The following is a 15,806-nucleotide window of genomic DNA, read 5'->3' as shown; positions in this document are numbered from 1 at the left end:
GTTATGAGTGGATTAGACATGGGTGACCGTCACGACTATGTGGCGCTGGAATGGGTCAAGGGCGAGATTGCCGAAACCCTGAAACAGGCGCGACAGGCCCTGGAAGACTATGTCGAGCAGCCACGGGACAATGCCGGGCTGGGCTTCTGTCTGACCTATATCCATCAGGTGCACAGCATTTTGCAAATGGTGGAGTTTTTCGGTGCTGCCCTGCTTTCCGAGGAAATGGAGCTGCTGGCTCAGGCCCTGCTGGATGAACAGGTCACCAATGTCAACGAGGCGCTGGAAGTGCTGATGCAGTCCATTCTGCAACTGCCACGCTATCTGGAGCGCATCCAGAGTGCGCGCCGCGACCTGCCGATGGCCGTACTGCCCCTGCTGAATGACTTGCGTGCGGCCCGCGGAGAGAAATTCCTGTCGCAGTCCAGCCTGTTCAACCCGCACCTGCCGGAAGCCTTGCCGGCACTTCAGCCCGCCCGCCTGCAACGACTGGCAGGTCCGCAACTGGACGGCTTGTTGCGCAAGATGCGCCAGGCCATGCAAATGGCCATGATCGGCCTGCTGCGCGACCAGCAGTCGGCTCAGGGCCTGACCCAGCTGGCGCGGGTGTTCGCCGGCCTGGAAAAACTGTGTCAGGGTGCTCCGCTGCTGCCCTTGTGGCAGGTGGCCTCGGGCCTGATCGACGGGCTTGCCAACCGCAGTCTTGAGCTCAGCACGTCGGTACGCTCTTTGTTGCGCCAGCTTGACGGGCAGTTGCGTGAGCTGGTCAGGCTGGGTGCGCCGGGCCTGAATCAGCCGGTACCGGAAGAGCTGCTGAAGAACATTCTGTTCTATGTGGCCAAGGCCCAGCCGAACTCGGCGCGCCTGCAGCAGTTGCACCAGACATACGGCCTGGCCGAAGCCTTGCCGGTGGATGCACTGGAAGATACCACGGCAGACCGCGACGCAATACGCTCGGTGGTTTCAGCCCTGTGTGAGGAGCTGGTGCGGATCAAGGACAGCCTTGACCTGTTTGTGCGCAGCGATCGCTCTGCCCTGTCCGAACTGGATAACCTGCAGCAACCGCTCAAGCAGATTGCCGATACCCTGGCCGTTCTGGGCTTTTCCCAGCAGCGCAAGGTGGTGCTGGAACAGGCCGACACCCTGCGGGCGATTGCCGCCAGCAACACGCCGGTCAGCGATGCCAGCCTGATGGATGTGGCGGGTGCCCTGCTGTATCTGGAGGCGACCCTGATCGGGATGGTGGGCAGTGCTGGCCAGGCTGGTGACGTACCGCCCGGACTGACGGCAGCGACCGATATGGCCCAGGTGCAGCGGCTGGTCATTCGCGAGGCACGGACCGGCCTGGAAGAGGCAAAAGACGGCATCATCGAGTTCATTGCTTCCCAGTGGCAGCACCAGCATCTGGAGCCGGTGTCAACCCTGCTCAACCAGGTGCGTGGCGGGCTGGCAATGATTTCGTTGTCGCGCGCATCCGGGCTGGTGGACAGCGCCAGACGCTATATTGACGAAAAACTCCTGGCCCCGCAGGCGGTGCCCGGCTGGCAGGAGCTGGATACGCTGGCCGATGCCATCACCAGCGTCGATTATTATCTTGAGCGCCTGCACGAGGACCAGACCGGTGACAATGAGCTGGTACTGGATACTGCCGCTCTGAGCATGGCAGCGCTGGGTTATCCGTTGCCCGAGCCGGCCCTGCAGGAAAAAACCGTCGAGCAGACATCCGGGCTGGACTGGGTGATTGACCAGAGTGCTGCCATCGATGCAGATGAAGGCGACGACACCGGCATCAGCCAGGAAGCCGCCACAGGGGATGACCAGGACGAGGAATCCTTGCAGGATGCACTGGATGCGGCGGTTGCACCGCTGCTGTTTGACAGCCTGACCGGCCCTGAAACAGGGCAGGAACCTGAGGCGGAAGAGGAAAGCCGGGGCGGGGCAGCCACGGTCATGTTCGTACCTGCTGATGAGGAGGTAATCGAACATGTTCTGCTCGACAGTTTCGAGTTGCCGGATGTCGAGCTGCCACAGCAAAGCGTGATGCCGGCCGGCAACGAAGACGCACCATCCGGGGTGCAGGATATCCTTGCCACGCCGATCAACCAGCTCAATCCGCCGGCAACCGAAATGCTGGAGCACCTGCTGCCGCCGCCAGCTGATGAAGAGCCGGTCGACGAAGAACTGCAGGAAGTCTTTGTCGAAGAAGCGGGCGAGGTGCTGGACACCCTGAACGAGTTCTTCCCGTTGTGGCAACAGGATCCGGATAACAGCAAGGCGCTGACTGAAGTGCGCCGGGCTTTCCATACCCTCAAGGGTAGCGGTCGCATGGTACGGGCGCTGGTAGCCGGCGAGCTGGCCTGGTCGATCGAGAACATGCTCAACCGGGTGATTGAAGGCAGTGTCGAGCCGTCAGCCGAGCTGCTGCAAGTGATTGCCGATGTCATCGCCCTGCTGCCGGCGCTGATTGAGGAATATGCCGGCCGTAGCCAGCGTCAGCGCGATGATGTTGATCGCCTGGCAGCGATTGCCCATGCGCTGGCCAGAAAAGAGCCGGTGCCGGTTTTCACGGTAACCGGACAGCAGCCGTTGGCGGTTGTTGAAGTCACGGCAGAAGGGGATGACATTGTAGAGCCCGAAGAGCCGCTTGATCCGGTTCTGGTTGATATTTTCCACAGCGAGGCAGTCGGGCACTTGCAGATACTGCAGGACTTCGTGGCCGGTTGTGAGCAGTTCCTGCCGCGTTCGGTCAGCGAGGATCTGCAGCGTGCCATGCACACCCTCAAGGGCAGTGCCCACATGGCCGGCATCACTCCGGTGGCGGAGCTGGCCACGGCCAGCGAGCGTCTGGTCAAGGAATATCGTGCCCACCTGTTCAGTATTGATACTGCGGAAGCGGCACTGTTGTCACGCAGTGCGCAGTTGTTGGGGCAGGGACTGGAACAGCTGACCAGCACACCGCTGCAGACATTGCCTGGCGGCAGCGAGCTGGCGCAGGAACTGAATGAACTGCTGGAGCAGCGCCTGGCCTGCGAGCAGCGTCAGCCGGCCAGTGCTCCGGACCCGTTGTTGATCTCGCGCTTCCTGGCGGAAGGCATGAACCTGCTGCTGGATATGGACGAGCATTTGCAGCGCTGGCGCACGCATCCGGCCGAACATGACCAGCTGCTTGAACTGATCGACGAGTTGTCGGCGCTGCAAAGTGGTGCGCACATGGCCGAGCTGGAGCCGATAGAAGCCCTGGCAGGCGCACTGTCGGAGTTCTATCAGCATGTGCATGCTGGCCGGCAGCAACTGGGAGACCAGCAGTTCGCGCAGGTAGCCAGCGGTCATGATGCGCTGATCAACATGATGGACGAGGTCGCGGCGGGGCTTGATGTGACGCCGCAGCCAGAGCTGGTAGACAGTCTGCGCCAGCTGTTGGCGCAGACGGGCACGGACGCAGCTGTGCCCGTTGCTGATGAGCTTGCCCCGGTTGTGTTGCCTGCGGAACTGCCGGCCGCAACAGCTCCGGAGGCGGGCAGGGTATATGCCGTTTTCGATCCGGACATGGTGGAGATCTTCCTCGATGAAGCGCTGGACCTGATGGACAGTGCCGGCGAGAACCTCGAACAGTGGCTGGCCGCACCGGACAACACCACCTGCCTGACCGCCCTGATGCGTGACCTGCACACCCTCAAGGGTGGCGCCCGCATGGCCGGGATCGTACCGGTAGGTGATCTGGCCCACGAACTGGAGTCGGTTTACGAGGGCTTGCTGGATGGTCGCTATACCGGCAACTCCGGGCTGGCCCCGGTTCTGCATGCCGCCCATGACCGGCTGTCGGTCCTGCTTGAGCAGTTGCAGGGCGGTCAGGAGCTGCGCGTGCCGCTGGCCGATATCGAAGGCTTGCAGGCATTTCGCACCGCGGATGCCGTGTCGCTGTCCCGTCCGGTTGCCGATGACAGGGTGCTGGACATGGTCATGCCACAGGATGCGGAAATTGACCGGACCGCCAGTGACAGTGCCGCTCCGGCAGAGCATGCAATCAGGCCGCAGACTGCGCCGGAGCCCTCGGACAGTACCGCCGTCACGGAGCAGGACAGCGAGCTGGTCGAGATCTTTCTTGAGGAGGCTTTCGAGGTGCTGGAGCATGCGGCCGGTTGCCTGCAGGCATGGCTGGCCGAGCAAGACAACTTCATGCACGTGGAAGCCATGCAGCGTGACCTGCATACCCTCAAGGGTGGTGCCCGCATGGCTGAAATCAGTGCAGTTGCCGATCTGGCGCACGAACTGGAATTTCTCTATGAGGACCTGACCAGCGGGCGCATGCAAACTGCGGCGGGGCTGGACGCTTTCCTGTACCAGGCCCATGACCAGTTGAATGACATGCTCGAAGCGGTGCGTGATGGCCAGCCGCTGATTGCCGCCGGGCCGATGGTGCAGCAGGCCCGTGGCTGGCGCCGGGGCGAACAGGCCGCATTGCCGATAGCGGAGCTGGAGCAAGAGGCAAACATGCCGCTGCCGCCCCGGGAGCCGGCAGAGGTGCCGGCAGGCGAGAGCGAAGCAGATGCACAGCCGGAGGCGGACCAGTCCGGACCAACGGACCTGGTGGTGAAGCAGGTAGCCGCAGCCGGGGCCCCGTCCGGGCTGGTGCGCCAGGCCTTGCCTTTCATGCGGAGTGTGGAGCGTTCGGCACGTAGCCAGCAACAGGGGCCGCAGGAACAGGTGCGGATTCCTGCCGAGCTGCTGGAGGGGCTGGTCAACCTGGCCGGTGAAACCTCGATTTTCCGTGGCCGGATCGAACAACAGGTCAGCGACTTCGGCTTCACCCTGAATGAAATGGAAACCACGCTGGACCGGATCCGGGATCAGCTGCGGCGCCTGGATACCGAGACTCAGGCCCAGATCCTGAGCCGCCTGCAGACCGAGGGCGAGGGTGCCGATTATGCCGAGTTTGACCCGCTGGAGATGGACCGTCACTCCCAGCTGCAGCAACTGTCACGCTCACTGTTCGAGTCCGCATCCGACCTGCTTGACCTGAAGGAAACCCTGTCGGCGAAGAGCCGTGACGCGGAAACCCTGTTGCTGCAACAGTCCCGGGTCAATACCGAACTGCAGGAAGGCCTGATGCGCACCCGCATGGTGCCCTTCGAGCGGCTGGTGCCGCGTTTGCGCCGCATTGTGCGCCAGGTATCCGCCGAGCTGGGCAAGGCGGCCGAGCTGCAAGTGACCAATGCCGAAGGTGAAATGGACCGCAGCGTGATGGAGCGCATGATGGCTCCGCTGGAGCACATGCTGCGTAACGCCATCGCCCACGGTCTTGAGCTGCCTGAAGTGCGTCAGCATGCCGGCAAGCCGGCAACCGGGCGTATCCAGCTGGAGCTGGGTCGTGAAGGGGCCGATATTCTGTTGACGCTGAGCGATGACGGAGCCGGCATCAATGTCGCGGCCGTGCGCGACAAGGCGATCGAGCGTGGCTTGATGGTCGAGGGTAGCGAGCTAAGTGACCAGGAAATCATGCAGTTCATCCTGCATGCCGGCTTCTCCACGGCAAGCGAAGTGACCCAGGTTTCCGGTCGTGGTGTTGGCATGGATGTGGTCAGCTCGGAGATCAAACAGCTGGGTGGTGCCATCGGTATTGAATCCAGGCCGGGCCAGGGTACGCGTTTCGTGATCCGGCTGCCGTTTACCGTTTCGGTCAACCGCGCGCTGATGGTAATGACCGGAGAGGACCTGTATGCCATTCCGCTCAACACCATTGAAGGCATCGTGCGTGTGTCGCCGTATGAACTGGAGGCCCTGTATGGCCAGGCACAGCAGGGTGAACCGGCACGCTATGACTATGCCGGACAGAGCTATGACTTGAAATACCTGGGCGATCTGCTGGTCAACGGCCAGCAGCCCAAGCTGGTTGGACAGAACCTGCCGCTGCCGGTATTGCTGGTGCGCTCATCGGAACATGCGATGGCAATACAGGTGGACAGCCTGGCCGGCTCCAGGGAAATCGTGGTAAAGAGCCTGGGTCCGCAGTTTGCCGGAGTGCCGAGCCTGTCCGGTGCGACCATTCTGGGTGATGGCCGGGTGGTGGTGATTCTTGACTTGCTGGCTGCGATCCGCAGCCGCTATGCCCTGGCCGGCCTGCCCGGCAGTACCCAGTCACGCCAGCCGCGCGCACTTGCATCAGGTAACCGGCGCGCTCTGCATGTCATGGTGGTGGACGACTCGGTGACCGTGCGCAAGGTAACCTCGCGCCTGCTTGAGCGCTATGGCATGCACGTGACGACCGCCAAGGACGGTGTTGATGCCATCAACCAGTTGCAGGAGCACCGCCCGGACATCATGCTGCTGGATATTGAAATGCCACGCATGGATGGTTTCGAAGTGGCCACTCTGGTGCGCCATGACGAGCAGCTGCGGGACTTGCCGATCATCATGATCACCTCGCGTACCGGTGACAAGCACCGTGAGCGGGCGCTGGAGATCGGCGTCAACGAGTACGCGGGAAAACCCTACCAGGAAGCCTGGCTACTGGACAGGATCCGGCAGCTGACGGGCCAGGAAAGCGGCTGATGCGCATCGCCATCCTGGCTGACAGTCACCTGCAGCGGGGCATACTGCGCGAGTTGCTGGGGCGCCTGGGCCATGAGGTGGTATTCAATGCTGCCCCGGGGCTGCTGGAGGCCGGGGCGCTGGGGCAGTATGCCGCCGATGCCTGGCTGGTATGCCTGCTGCATGTGGACAGGCATCAGCAGAAATTGCTGGAGCAGCTGTATGACCAGGATATTCCGGTGCTGGTTGACGAGGGCGAGGCCCCGCCTGCCAGCTCTGAAGACTACCCGCGCTGGCAGCGCAGCCTGGAAAACAAGCTGGACGCGTTATGCCCGCCCCGGCCGGCCGGTGTCTTGCCGGTGCAGCCCGGGCTGCCGGGGACACCGGACGGTGAACCGGCCGCACAGCTGTGGCTGCTCGCCGCATCTCTTGGCGGGCCGGCTGCGGTCAAGGAATTCCTCGACTGTTTGCCGGCCGGGCTGCCAATCGGCTTTCTGTATGCCCAGCATATTGACCCGGGCTTCGAGAAATCACTGCCCCGTGCGGTTGGCCGCCACAGCCAGTGGCAGGTTCGGCTGGCACGTCACAATGACTTTGTCCGCAGCGGAGAGGTCGTGGTGGTTCCGGTGGGCCACGAACTGTCGTTTACCGCCAGTGGCCGCATGCAGTGCCTGGAGCGCCCCTGGACAGGCAGCTATGCGCCGTCCATCGGGCAGATGATGCTCAACCTGGCCACTGGCTTCGGCCGGCGCAGCGGTGTCATCGTCTTTAGCGGAATGGGCGGGGACGGCAGCGGAGCCTGCATGGATGCAGCCGGGCTGGGCATGCAGATCTGGACGCAGGATGCCGGCAGCAGTGCCTGTCCGAGCATGCCGGACAGTGTGCGCGAGACCGGCTACAGCACCTGCAGCGGTTCGCCGCGCGAGCTGGCGCAGGCCCTCCTGCAACATGTCGGCCGGGCATCTTGAAGCATATCTTTAACGTGAAGGAGAATCCCATGCCAGAACAGGCGAGCCTGGAGTATCAGGCAGAGCAGCAGCAAATGACAGGGCTGATGCTGGCGCTGAGCGACCGTACCCTGCTGGTACCCAATACCGCAGTGGCCGAGCTGGTTGCCTGGCAGCCGGCTGACGATCTGCCCGGCGGTGTGCAAAGGGACGGCCTGGTCGGGCGTATCGGCTGGCGCGGACTGCAGTTGCCGCTGTTGTCATTCGAGGTGTTGGCCGGCGGCACCGAGCCGGACGTGACCGAGAGTACCCGCATAGCCATTTTCAACAGTCTGGAAGCTTCGGCCGGAGCAGGCTTCTACGCGGTCCTGTTGCAGGGCATTCCGCGTTCGATACAGGTGGATAACCGGCTACAGCCTGACAATCAGGCAGCCTTGCGCAATGGCGAGCTGGCCGCCGTACAGCTGGGCGGCCAGAGCATGTTCATTCCTGATCTGGAAGGACTGGAGCAGGGGCTGCGCATGGCCCGTCTGCAGCAGCGCTTCTGACCTGGTTGCGGCCACCCTGCTTGGCCGCATACAACGCCTGGTCTGCGCGGGCAAAGGCGCTGGCCGGATCCTCGTCTGCCTGTAGCCGGGTAATGCCGGCAGAGAAGGTGATCTGCACCGGCTCGCCCTTGAAATGGAACGGGCAGTCGGCAATGTGCTGACGCAGCTTGTTGAGCAGTTCGGCGCCATTGTCCAGCGGTGTGTCGGGCAGCAGAATGACAAACTCCTCGCCGCCGTAGCGCGCCATGAAGTCGGTTTTCCGGATGCCTTGCTGCAGGCGGGTGGCGAGTATTTTCAGGACCTTGTCGCCGGCCAGGTGACCGTAGGTGTCGTTGATTCGCTTGAAGTGGTCAACATCGATCACGGCCAGAAGAAGAGGGCTTGTCTGGCGCTGCAGGCGCAGGTGTTCGATTTGCAGGCGCTCGTCCCAGGCGGTGCGATTGGGCAGGCCGGTCAGGGCGTCCCGTCGTGCCTTCTCGTGTTGTTCGACCAGCTGGCTGGTGAGCTGGGATGCCTCGTTTTCGACCAGGTGGACCCGTTCACCAAGATCCTGCAGGCGTTGCAGCAGCTTTTGCTCCGATTCCTTGCGCTGCTGCTGATGCTGGGCCAGGGTTTCCATGAACAGGTTGAGACGCTGGTCGACCCGCTGTTTCAGCTGCTCAAGATCGGTGATCTGCTGCACATCCTGATGCAACTCATTGACCTGGCTGTGCAGGTGCTGGTCCAGACTGGCGGCCGAGTCAACGCTGCTTTGATAGCTGTCACGGGTCTGGCTGACGCTGCTGGTGATCAGGTTGAGCTTGCTGTTCAGCTGCTGCAGGTAGTGGCTGAATTCCTGCTGGCGCTTGCTGCTGGCGCGGATGACCAGCTCTGTCAGTTGCTCCAGCGTACTTTCCAGGCTGTTCCAGCCGGTGCTGGCCACCAGCCGGGCACGCAGCGCGCTGGCGGCTTCTTTGTCCTCATCTGGCAGGGGCAGTTCGTCGAGCAGCCGGATCAGGGCCTGGTACAGGACACCCATGTCCGGCATGGCGGCGGCAGCCATGGAGGGTGCCGTTGCGCCTGCATCAGTGATGGCTGCCGGGGTTGCGTCGACAGGCATTGGTACGGGCGTGTTGGCTGTCGCCGTCTCGGGCGGAGTTGTATCTGCCGTTTTGGCATGGCGTCCAAACAGCCGGTCCAGCATGCCGCTGTTGCCGGAATCCTCCGGATGTTGCAGCACTGTGGCCTGCAGCCGGCTCAGCTCGTGCAGCCAGTCATGCAGGGTATGGTTGACCTGCTGACGGTCTTTCAGCGCACCCTGCAGTTTCTTCAGCGCTTGACGTGTGCCACGTTCCTTGTTGTTGGCCAGCAGCTGGCTGCAAAGCTGGTCCAGGGCACTGAGCAGGGTATGCTGGCGTTCCTGGCGCTGGTTTTCGGTGGCCAGCAGGTGGTGTTCGATATCGTGGACCACCTGCTGCAGTTGTGTGCTGTTGCTGGCACGCACGCTGTCACGCAGCGCCTGCAGTTGCCTGTCCAGTTTCGGGTCCTGGCCTTCGGCTGCCAGACTGCTGCGTACCAGTCCGCGCTCGAGCAGGCCGGTACGTTCCCGGGTGTTTTGTTCCAGGCGTTCGTAATCGTCCAGCAAGCGGCTGTATTTCTCTTTCCAGCGCGAATCGGTATTCGACATGCTTAGTGCACCTGCCGGGGGTAAAAGGTGGATGGCAGAATCAGCTCGGTGGCAACCGGCAGATGATCGGAGATGGGCTGATCCACCACCATGGAACGTTCCGCCCGCAGCCCTTCGCTGAGCAGGATGTGGTCGAGGCAGCGCTGGGGGTTCCAGCTGGGAAAGGTTGCACCCATCTGGGTTGCCTGCAGGCCGAGTGTGCGTAGCGGAGAACGGTACAGCAACTCGTCGACGTGGGTGTTGAGATCGCCCATCAGGACGTAGTGGCGGTAGTCCTGCAGCAGTTCGCGAACATAGGCCAGTTGCAGGTTGCGTACCCGGGTACCGAGCGCTAGGTGCATCATGACGATGGCGACTGCATCACGGCCTGCACCGATGCGCAGCAGGATCGCGCCGCGACCGGCGGGTCCGGGTAACGGATGATCTTCGATCAGCCCCAGCGGGATGCGGCTGAGCAAACCGTTGCTGTGCTGGGCAAAGGGTGCCAGATTGCGGTTGAGCTGCTGGTACCAGAAGGGAAAGCCGGACATTCTGGCCAGCTGCTCGACCTGGTTGACGTGGCCGGTGCGTAGGCTGCCGCCATCGACTTCCTGCAGGGCGACCAGGTCAAAGCTGTCCAGCATGTGGCCCACTTTCTGCAAGTTGGCCTGGCGTTCGCGGTGCGGCAACAGATGCTTCCAGCAGCGGGTCAGGTAATGGTGGTAGGCACTGGTACTGATGCCGACCTGGATATTGAAACTGAGCAGGCGCAAGCGCTGCACTGGTTGTGCCGGGCGCAATGCGTCCGGCAGGGCGGTCTGTTGCGCACTGCATTCAAGAACCGGCCGGGTTGCAGATCTGGGGGATATCAGCATTACGGATGAGCTCCCGCCCGCAGGCGTGAAAGAACCGGTATTGATGCCTGCTGCAGCCAGAATTTGTACGGGCTGCAACAGGAGCAGGCATCTTTCGCACGCCGGGCTTAGCGTGCGCCGCGTTCCTTTTCAATCAGCAGGTCGGCTACCTGGGCGGTCTCCCGTAGGCCGCCGGCCATGCCGATGTCAAAGCGGTATTTGCCGTTGACCACCAGGGCGGGCACGCCGCTGACCTGATAGGCAATGGCCAGCTTCTTGGCTTTTTCCAGCTGGCTTTTCACACCAAAGGAGTTCCAGGCTTTTTCAAAGGCATCCTTGTCGATGCCCAGCCCGCCGACAAATGCGGTGATTTCCGGCAGCGAGGCCAGGCGGCGGTTGCGCTCGTGCAGGGCTTCAAAGACGGCATCATGTACGGAGTCGTCCACCTTGAGCGCCTGCAAGCTGTAGTACAGCTGGCCATGCAGGTTCCAGATGCCGCCAAACATGGCGGGAATCTTTACGAAATTGACGTCTTCCGGCAGCTCTTTTTTCCAGCTGCTGATGGTCGGCTCCAGCTGGTAACAGTGCGGGCAGCCATACCAGAACAGCTCGACCACTTCGATCTTGTCGGCCTGTGAAGTGGTGACCGGATTGGCCAGTACGGCATAGTGCTGGCCGGCAACCAGGTTGTTGGCCATGGCGGTGTTGAGGGCCAGGCCTCCGAGGCTGAGCAGGGCGGTAAGAAGCAGTTTGCGCATGATTTCTCCAAAAGCGGAAGGCAGTAAGTATGCGGTGATAGACCGCGATGATGGCAGAATGTTCGTTGGCCGGCATTATAGGGTATCTGTGGCGTGCCGTCATGAACCGGCACGGCTCACAGGTTCATCCAGACGCCCTTGCTCTGTTGTTCGCACGCCGGCTTGAGATAGCGTGCATCCGAGGCGACGCCATAGTAGTGGATGTCCTGTTGATAGGGCATGCCGCCGGCCTGCGCATTGCGGCATACACCAAAGGCACCGGCCGGGCACTGTTCAACGAAGGAGACGCTGGTCTTCTGGCCCGCCAGTTGCGGCTTGCAGAAGCCTGTCCGGAACAGGTTGGGCGGGATGCTGCGGTTCTGCTGGCAGAGGCGGATTTCCATGCGTTCGGATTGCGCCTGGATAATACAGGCCTCGGCCAGTACCAGTGACGGCCATAACAGGCTGGTCAGGCAGGCGAGAAGGGGGAGTTTGCGGTACATGGTGCGGGTTTTCCTAGGCGTGGCCCATTTGTTCCGACAGGGCGCGCAGGGCCTGCTCTGCCGCGATCACCCTGTCCAGTGCCTGCCAGCTGTCTGCCGGCTGCAGTTGCAGCTGGCGGCACAGCTGATCCAGCTGTTTTTCATCCACGGCAGCACGGTCCGGAGCGGTCAGTAACAGGTTGGCCAGCTGGAGCAGCAGGGCATAGGTTGCATGCGGGCCGGTGTAGTCCGGATGGTGCTGTCTGGCAATGGCGGTGGTGAGCTCTTCAGGCATGTTCCACAGGTGCAACAGGGTGACGCAGATGTCATCGCGGGTCATGCCGAGCATGCTTTGGTCGATGTCCTGTGGCTTGCAGCCGGGGCTGGCCTGCAGGTGCTGCTGGATCAGGGCGAAATGGGGCGGAAACAGGTAAGCCAGCAACAGGTAGCCGAAGTTGTGCAACAGCCCGGCCAGATATGCCAGGCCCGGCTCGGGGCGGGTGTCACGGGGCATCTGGCGGGTCAGTCCTTCGATCAGGGCGGCAGTGTACAGGGCATGTTTCCAGTGGCTGATGTTGTCCTGCTGCAGGTGACGCGGCAGGGAGAATTTTTTCCCCAGGGCAAGGCCCAGTGACAGGTTCATCACCAGCTCAAAACCCAGGGCGCGGACAATTGCATCTTCGATGGAGCATATCTTGTATGGGGCGGAATACAGGGGGGACGCTGCCCAGCTCATGACCTGTGCAGCCAGTGCCGGGTCGGATTCGACAATCGCCGTCAGTTGATCGACATGGACATCCGGGCAGGTTCGCAGCTGCAGTATTTTTTGTGCGGTCAATGACAGGGGGGGGATTTCCAGGGTTTTGCCCAGGCGCTGCTCGATGCGGCGTACGGTGAGGCTGGCAATGTTGGCGGTGCTGGGCATGAATGCTCCTGAAGATCTGCTGTCTGGCCCGAGTTTAGCGCGAAAACAGCGATGCTGTAAGCACCGGGGTGCTGGGCGGTGGTGCCGGCCGGCTTTCAGACCTGAGCATATTGCTGGCCATGGCGCAGCCAGCGGTCGAGCAGGGGGCTGACGTGTTGCGGGTGTTCCTGCAGCAATTGCAAGGCGGCGTCGCGTACTGCCGGTAACAGGTGGTTGTCGCGCATCAGGTCGGCGACCCTGAACTGCAGCAGACCGGTCTGGCGGGTGCCCAGCATTTCGCCGGGGCCACGCAGCTCCAGGTCTTTTTCCGCAATGATGAAGCCGTCGCTGGTGTCACGCATGATGGCCAGCCGTTCGCGGCCGATCTGCGACAGCGGTGCGTGATACAGCAGCACGCAATGGCTGGCGGTACTGCCGCGGCCGACCCGGCCACGCAGCTGGTGCAGCTGGGCCAGCCCGAGACGCTCGGGGTTCTCGATGATCATCAGGCTGGCATTGGGTACATCCACGCCGACCTCGATCACCGTGGTGGCTACCAGCAGCTGTAGCTCGGCATCCTTGAATTGCTGCATGATGGCGGCTTTTTCTGCCGGCTTCATGCGGCCGTGCACCAGGCCGACACGCAGCTCGCCCAGTGCCAGTTGCAGTTCCTCGAAGGTGGTTTGTGCGGCCTGGCAGGTCAGCTCCTCGGACTCTTCGATCAGGGTGCAGACCCAGTAGGCCTGACGTCCTTCCAGGCAGGCAGCGCGCACCCGCTCCACCACGTCGGCACGGCGGCTGTCGGGCAGGACCACGGTATTCACCGGAGTACGACCCGGCGGCAGCTCGTCGATGATGGAGGTGTCGAGGTCGGCATAGGCGCTCATTGCCAGCGTGCGCGGAATGGGGGTGGCGGTCATGATCAGCTGGTGCGGACTGAGCTGGCCATTGATGCCCTTTTCGCGCAGGGCCAGCCGCTGCTGCACGCCGAAGCGGTGCTGCTCGTCGATGATGGCCAGTGCCAGGTTGTGAAATTGCACTTCGGCCTGAAACAGCGCGTGGGTGCCAACCACCATCGGTGTGCCGCCGGCGATCTGCTCCAGTGCGGCCGTGCGGGCCTTGCCCTTGAGCTTGCCGGCCAGCCAGGCCACTTCAATGCCCAGTGGCGCAAACCATTTGCTGAAGTTGAGAAAATGCTGCTCGGCGAGGATTTCGGTCGGTGCCATCAATGCCACCTGGTAGCCGGCCTCGATCGCCTGCAACGCGGCGATGGCGGCGACCAATGTCTTGCCGGCACCGACATCACCCTGTACCAGCCGTAGCATGGGCAGGCTTTGCTGCAGGTCGTAGCTGATCTCTGCGCCGACCCGGCGCTGTGCTCCGGTAGGCTGAAAGCCGAGTCCGGCCAGCAGCTTGCCGGGCAGGTGGCGGGGGGCGGGCAGTGGCGGAGCTTTTTGTGCCTGCATCTGTTCGCGCATGCGCTGCATGGACAGCTGGTGGGCCAGCAGTTCTTCGAATGCCAGTCGTTGCTGGGTCCAGTGCTCACCTTCCTGCAGCTGCAGGGTGTCGGCATCCGGCGGTGGCTGGTGCAGATAGCGCACGGCGTCGGCCAGCGGGCCCAGCCGGTAGTGCCGGCGCAGGTTTTCCGGTAGCCATTCGGGCAGGCTGGCCGGTGACAGGTAAGCCAGCGCCTGCTGCACCAGGCTGCGCAGGCGCTGCTGGGTCAGGCCTTCGGTGGCGGGATAGATGGCAGTCAGCCGTTCTTCCACAGCGACCGGCTCGTCGGCATTCTGGGCGCGGTACTCGGGATGGTAAATTTCCAGGCCGCTGGCGCCGGGGCGCACTTCGCCATAACAGCGCACCAGGGTGCCACGGGCCAGTGCGGTTTTTTGCGCCATGCTGAAATGATAGAAACGCAGGCTGAGGGCGCCGGTGCCATCCTGCAAGCGTACCAGCAGGCTGCGGCGACGCCCCATGACCACATCCGCTGCGGCAACGGTGCCCACCACCACGGCATCCTGTCCCGGACGCAGGGCCCCGATCGGCGTGACCCGGGTGCGATCCTGGTAGCGCGTGGGCAGGTGAAAGAGCACGTCCTGCAGGTTTTCCAGCCCCACCCTGGCGAGCTTTTCCGCCATGGCCTCGCCAACTCCCTTCAGGCAGGTGACGGGTGTGTCGACCAGCAGTTCCATGCCGCTTTACACCAGGCTGTCGTGTGCCAGCGGGCACTGGCGAATGGCCTCGACCAGGGCGTCGATGGCCTTGGGGCGGGGGAAGCTCGCACGCCAGGCGATGGCGACCGTGCGGCTGGGGGCGGGGTTGGCAAAGGGACGTACCTCAATGACCCCCGCTGTATATTGATGGCTGTCGACTGCGGACTGGGGCAGGACCGAGACACCCAGCCCGGAGGCGACCATGTGACGGATGGTTTCCAGCGAGCTGGCCTCGACCGTGGTGTAGCGGTTCTGGCTTTCCTGGATGCCGCCGCTGGCAGGGCAGGCTTCCAGTACCTGGTCACGGAAGCAATGGCCTTCGCCCAGCAACAGCAAACTCTTGTCATTGAGCATGGTACTGTCGATGAACTGTTGGCCGGTCCAGTGGTGCTGGGCCGGCAGCAGCACGCAGAAGGGCTCGTCATACATCGGTTTGGTCAGGATATCCACTTCCTCGAACGGCAGGGCGATGATGATTACGTCCAGCTCGCCGTTACGTAGCTTGTCACGCAGCACGTGGGTGAAGTTTTCCTCGATGTAGAGCGGCATTTCCGGTGCACTCTGGTGCAACAGCGGGATCAGTTGCGGGAACAGATAGGGGCCGACGGTATAGATGGCGCCAACACGCAGCGGTGCGGTCAGCTGGTTCTTGCCGGCCTGGGCCAGCTCGCGGATGGTCTGGGTCTGCTCCAGCACCCGCCTGGCCTGGGCGACGATGCCTTCACCCACCGGGGTGACACGCACGGCACCCTTGCTGCGCTCGAAGATCAGCACGCCGAGCTCTTCTTCCAGTTTTTTAACACCGACTGACAGGGTGGGCTGGCTCACATGGCAACGCTCGGCGGCGCGGCCGAAGTGCTGCTCCTGGGCCAGGGTCACAATGTAGCGCAGCTCGGTGAGAGTCATAGTAGAATTCCATGGAAAAAGCATAAGGTATAGTTTTCTTTG

General features: G+C 62.6%; 10 protein-coding genes. 3 read left to right on the top strand and 7 right to left on the bottom strand.

Annotated features, from left to right (window positions below; translation table 11 throughout):
- Positions 1-3 precede the first annotated feature (3 nt).
- From AR306_RS08475 to AR306_RS08465, 3 genes are read left to right on the top strand one after another with little or no spacing between them, the layout of a single operon-like run.
- Complete coding sequence (locus AR306_RS08475; RefSeq protein WP_101497139.1) at positions 4-6,549, top strand: hybrid sensor histidine kinase/response regulator; 6,546 nt, start codon at positions 4-6, stop codon at positions 6,547-6,549.
- Positions 6,549-7,496, top strand: a complete 948-nt coding sequence (locus tag AR306_RS08470; RefSeq protein WP_101497138.1) for a chemotaxis protein CheB — start codon at positions 6,549-6,551, stop codon at positions 7,494-7,496. Before AR306_RS08475 ends, AR306_RS08470 begins: the two co-directional genes overlap by 1 nt.
- A gap of 29 nt (positions 7,497-7,525) precedes the next feature.
- Positions 7,526-8,023, top strand: a complete 498-nt coding sequence (locus AR306_RS08465) for a chemotaxis protein CheW (RefSeq protein ID WP_240622523.1) — start codon at positions 7,526-7,528, stop codon at positions 8,021-8,023.
- Here the strand turns inward: AR306_RS08465 and AR306_RS08460 are convergent.
- The 7 genes from AR306_RS08460 to AR306_RS08430 all read right to left on the bottom strand — a co-directional run bounded on the left by AR306_RS08460 (position 7,959) and on the right by AR306_RS08430 (position 15,764).
- Complete coding sequence (locus AR306_RS08460) at positions 7,959-9,689, bottom strand: GGDEF domain-containing protein (protein WP_101497137.1); 1,731 nt, start codon at positions 9,687-9,689, stop codon at positions 7,959-7,961. The two genes, AR306_RS08465 and AR306_RS08460, sit on opposite strands and share 65 nt — an antisense overlap.
- Positions 9,690-9,691: 2 nt before the next feature.
- Positions 9,692-10,540, bottom strand: coding sequence for an endonuclease/exonuclease/phosphatase family protein (locus AR306_RS08455; protein WP_407071200.1), 849 nt, complete (start codon positions 10,538-10,540; stop codon positions 9,692-9,694).
- Between the two features lie 110 nt (positions 10,541-10,650).
- Entirely contained in the window at positions 10,651-11,280 is a 630-nt protein-coding gene (locus AR306_RS08450; protein ID WP_101497135.1) for a thiol:disulfide interchange protein DsbA/DsbL, read from the bottom strand.
- Positions 11,281-11,396: 116 nt separating this feature from the next.
- Positions 11,397-11,762, bottom strand: a complete 366-nt coding sequence (locus AR306_RS08445; RefSeq protein ID WP_240622522.1) for an NADH:ubiquinone oxidoreductase — start codon at positions 11,760-11,762, stop codon at positions 11,397-11,399.
- Between the two features lie 13 nt (positions 11,763-11,775).
- The gene (locus tag AR306_RS08440) at positions 11,776-12,666 is read right to left on the bottom strand and encodes an HDOD domain-containing protein (protein ID WP_101497134.1); all 891 of its coding nucleotides are present in this window, start codon (positions 12,664-12,666) and stop codon (positions 11,776-11,778) included.
- 95 nt (positions 12,667-12,761) lie between these two features.
- Positions 12,762-14,837 (bottom strand): ATP-dependent DNA helicase RecG, encoded by a 2,076-nt coding sequence (recG, locus tag AR306_RS08435; protein WP_101497133.1) that lies wholly within the window; start codon positions 14,835-14,837, stop codon positions 12,762-12,764.
- 6 nt (positions 14,838-14,843) lie between these two features.
- The gene (locus AR306_RS08430; protein WP_101497132.1) at positions 14,844-15,764 is read right to left on the bottom strand and encodes a hydrogen peroxide-inducible genes activator; all 921 of its coding nucleotides are present in this window, start codon (positions 15,762-15,764) and stop codon (positions 14,844-14,846) included.
- Positions 15,765-15,806 lie beyond the last annotated feature (42 nt).

It is taken from the genome of Thiopseudomonas denitrificans (assembly GCF_002866065.1).
GTDB classification, from domain to species: Bacteria; Pseudomonadota; Gammaproteobacteria; order Pseudomonadales; family Pseudomonadaceae; genus Thiopseudomonas; species Thiopseudomonas denitrificans.
This window is presented reverse-complemented; position numbering and strand designations above follow the sequence as displayed.

Excerpts from the sequence above, each read along its gene's own strand:
- AR306_RS08475 (WP_101497139.1), top strand. The coding sequence starts at position 4 with ATGAGTGGATTAGACATGGGTGACCGTCACGACTATGTGGCGCTGGAA.
- AR306_RS08470 (WP_101497138.1), top strand. The coding sequence starts at position 6,549 with ATGCGCATCGCCATCCTGGCTGACAGTCACCTGCAGCGGGGCATACTG.
- AR306_RS08465 (WP_240622523.1), top strand. The coding sequence starts at position 7,526 with ATGCCAGAACAGGCGAGCCTGGAGTATCAGGCAGAGCAGCAGCAAATG.
- AR306_RS08460 (WP_101497137.1), bottom strand. The coding sequence starts at position 9,689 with ATGTCGAATACCGATTCGCGCTGGAAAGAGAAATACAGCCGCTTGCTG.
- AR306_RS08450 (WP_101497135.1), bottom strand. The coding sequence starts at position 11,280 with ATGCGCAAACTGCTTCTTACCGCCCTGCTCAGCCTCGGAGGCCTGGCC.
- AR306_RS08445 (WP_240622522.1), bottom strand. The coding sequence starts at position 11,762 with ATGTACCGCAAACTCCCCCTTCTCGCCTGCCTGACCAGCCTGTTATGG.
- AR306_RS08440 (WP_101497134.1), bottom strand. The coding sequence starts at position 12,666 with ATGCCCAGCACCGCCAACATTGCCAGCCTCACCGTACGCCGCATCGAG.
- recG (WP_101497133.1), bottom strand. The coding sequence starts at position 14,837 with ATGGAACTGCTGGTCGACACACCCGTCACCTGCCTGAAGGGAGTTGGC.
- AR306_RS08430 (WP_101497132.1), bottom strand. The coding sequence starts at position 15,764 with ATGACTCTCACCGAGCTGCGCTACATTGTGACCCTGGCCCAGGAGCAG.